Below are 2,395 nucleotides of genomic sequence, written 5' to 3'. Positions count from 1 at the left end.
CGTTGCAAGTAATAGCGGAAAACACTCAAACGCAAACAATTCGCAAATAAAATAAATCTGATTTTTAACAAATATTACGCTGAATTTACTCTACCGATTTTCTACTCAAACGGAATTTCTTACTCGAACGGAATCTCACTCAAACGGTATTTCCACTCAAACAGAATTTTCACTCAAACGGAATATCTACTCAAACGGAATTTCTTACTCAAACGGAATTGGAAAAAGTTAGCAGATTAAAGATAAATAAAAGTAATCGGAACAAAAAAACTACTACTTGCAACACCGTATAAAAAAAATTGCTATTTTGTGCTTAATTAAAGTGTGTTGCATTTTTGCTTGCTTCTGATTTTCCTACGGAAAATCCTCGCCCACAAAAACGCAACTTTCTTTATACAAAAACGTTATCTCACATTCAAAAAAAACATTGCGCTGAATTGAAAAAGTACAAATCAGATTTTAATATTGACGGAATTGGACGCTTCCGATTTTATAGCGGAATTATAGTCGGAATTGGATACTCAATTGTTTTGACTTTTTTATTCCAAATGTTATCTAAAACGAATAATATCGTGGTAGCGATGAATGACGGAAACTGGGATAATCTGATAAACTCAAAACTGGATTTTTATTACACACTATTCTTCGGATTATTATCTGTTAGTCTTGGATTTTGTTTTACAACATATTTGTGGATGAGCAAACCAAATTCTGAAAAACGAAATATAACTCGGAAATTAAGATTTGCGCAAACCAATTCAATTTTTGTTTTCGGAGTAATAATGCTCGTACTGACAAGATTTTTTACAATTTATATGGGATTTAATTATGACAGATTTTATCTTAACTTAAAAGAATACTTTGGATTTTTAGCATTTCTACTTCCATTATTTATATTTTTATACAATTGGACATTAATTTCAAAAATTTACCAATCGAAAAAGATTTTGCTGATTTCATTGTTGATATTTGGAATTTTAGGATTAACATTAAGCGGAATAAGAACGTGAGATAACAACGTATATAGCTCATAGCTTGGTAGTTGCTTAATCGAAGTTAAGGCATATTTGGAAAGTCGCCAAATTTTTAAATTTGACGATTTCCAATAAAAAAGATAAATAGTAAAATTTAAAAATCTGGCTTGTGCTTAATCCGAAAATAATTTTCTAATTTGCACGCTACGAGCCATATACAAGACCGTTGGCAACAAGCTGAAAAAAAATGACGTCTGAAAAATATAACGCTTTAGGAAAAGGAACTGCGCTAATTTCGTTCATAATTGGAGCATTGATTTTCGGAATTTACTTTCTGACTTCAAACAGCGATTTGTTATTCATCGGATACGGATTTGTAGTTCTTGCAGGAATTACAAATTTGATAATTTTAATAGCAATTTTAGCCAAATCAAATTCTGACTCGACCAATCGAAAAAGACTTTTAAAAACAAGCGGATTGATGCTGATTAATCTGCCAATAATGTTCCTCTTCATTTGGTTATCGCTGATTTTGATTGGGAATATGAGAATCACGTTCACAAACTCAACTCAAAACAAACTGACTGATATTAAAATTGATGGTTGCGAAACTGAATATATTTCGGAATTAAAACCCAATGAAAGCAAAACAGTTTGGGTTGGAATTACTGGAGATTGCTCGATAACCTTAGAATATCTGGAAAACGGAGAACTAAAAAAAGAAATGGTTGCTGGATATGTGACAAACGGAATGGGACAAAAAATGAAACATAAAATTGACGGAAAAGACAAAGACATATTATAAAAAAAGCCAGTTGCCAACAATGTATAACCGCAATTACGGCGGATTCGACTACGTCCGAATCCACTCGGAATTGCTAACGCTTGTGACAAACCGAAAATTATCGCATATTAACCCGTAACTGACGGTTATACGAGACCGTTGTGCTTCATGCAAAAACAAATAATATGACAGACTATCAACAAACTGAGGAATTTAAAAGAAGAGAAAAGGAAAGTGAAGATGTTCAGGCTATTCTGACTACTTGGAATCCTTTAGGCTCCAGAAGTAAAGAAATATCGGATTTAGATAATTATTTTACTGAGGCTAACGATATCTTATTTCACATAAGAACCAATTTACATTTCCCTAAGAAAGGAGATAGGCAGACACGGACGGTTAGAATAGTTAGAACCGTTTTAAATGAAGCTTTCGGACTATCTCTTACGGATTCAGACTGTGAAAAGCCGGCAGCCAAAATTGTGTCGGTTGTAGAGATAAAATAAAGCACGAAAGCACAACACTATATAAAAACAATGCTAAAACCTGTCTTGAATCGAAATTCCGTGCTCGCTTGCTCAGCGGATTGTCCTGCGGACAATCACGCTCGCCCGCTCGCACAGTTTTTATACGGGACGTT

Annotated in this window: 3 protein-coding genes; all 3 read left to right on the top strand. The window is 33.6% G+C overall.

Annotation, left to right across the window (positions count from 1 at the left end; genetic code table 11):
- Nucleotides 1-335: 335 nt before the first annotated feature.
- The 3 genes from H3Z82_RS19410 to H3Z82_RS19400 all read left to right on the top strand — a co-directional run bounded on the left by H3Z82_RS19410 (nt 336) and on the right by H3Z82_RS19400 (nt 2,261).
- Entirely contained in the window at nt 336-1,010 is a 675-nt protein-coding gene (locus H3Z82_RS19410) for a hypothetical protein (protein ID WP_182207112.1), read from the top strand.
- A gap of 211 nt (nt 1,011-1,221) precedes the next feature.
- Nucleotides 1,222-1,779 (top strand): hypothetical protein, encoded by a 558-nt coding sequence (locus H3Z82_RS19405; protein ID WP_182207111.1) that lies wholly within the window; start codon nt 1,222-1,224, stop codon nt 1,777-1,779.
- A 164-nt stretch (nt 1,780-1,943) separates the two neighbouring features.
- The gene (locus H3Z82_RS19400; RefSeq protein ID WP_139856850.1) at nt 1,944-2,261 is read left to right on the top strand and encodes a hypothetical protein; all 318 of its coding nucleotides are present in this window, start codon (nt 1,944-1,946) and stop codon (nt 2,259-2,261) included.
- The last annotated feature ends 134 nt before the right edge of the window (nt 2,262-2,395 follow it).

This window comes from Gelidibacter maritimus, assembly GCF_014062315.1.
In the GTDB taxonomy this organism is placed as follows: Bacteria; Bacteroidota; Bacteroidia; order Flavobacteriales; family Flavobacteriaceae; genus Gelidibacter; species Gelidibacter maritimus.
This window is presented reverse-complemented; position numbering and strand designations above follow the sequence as displayed.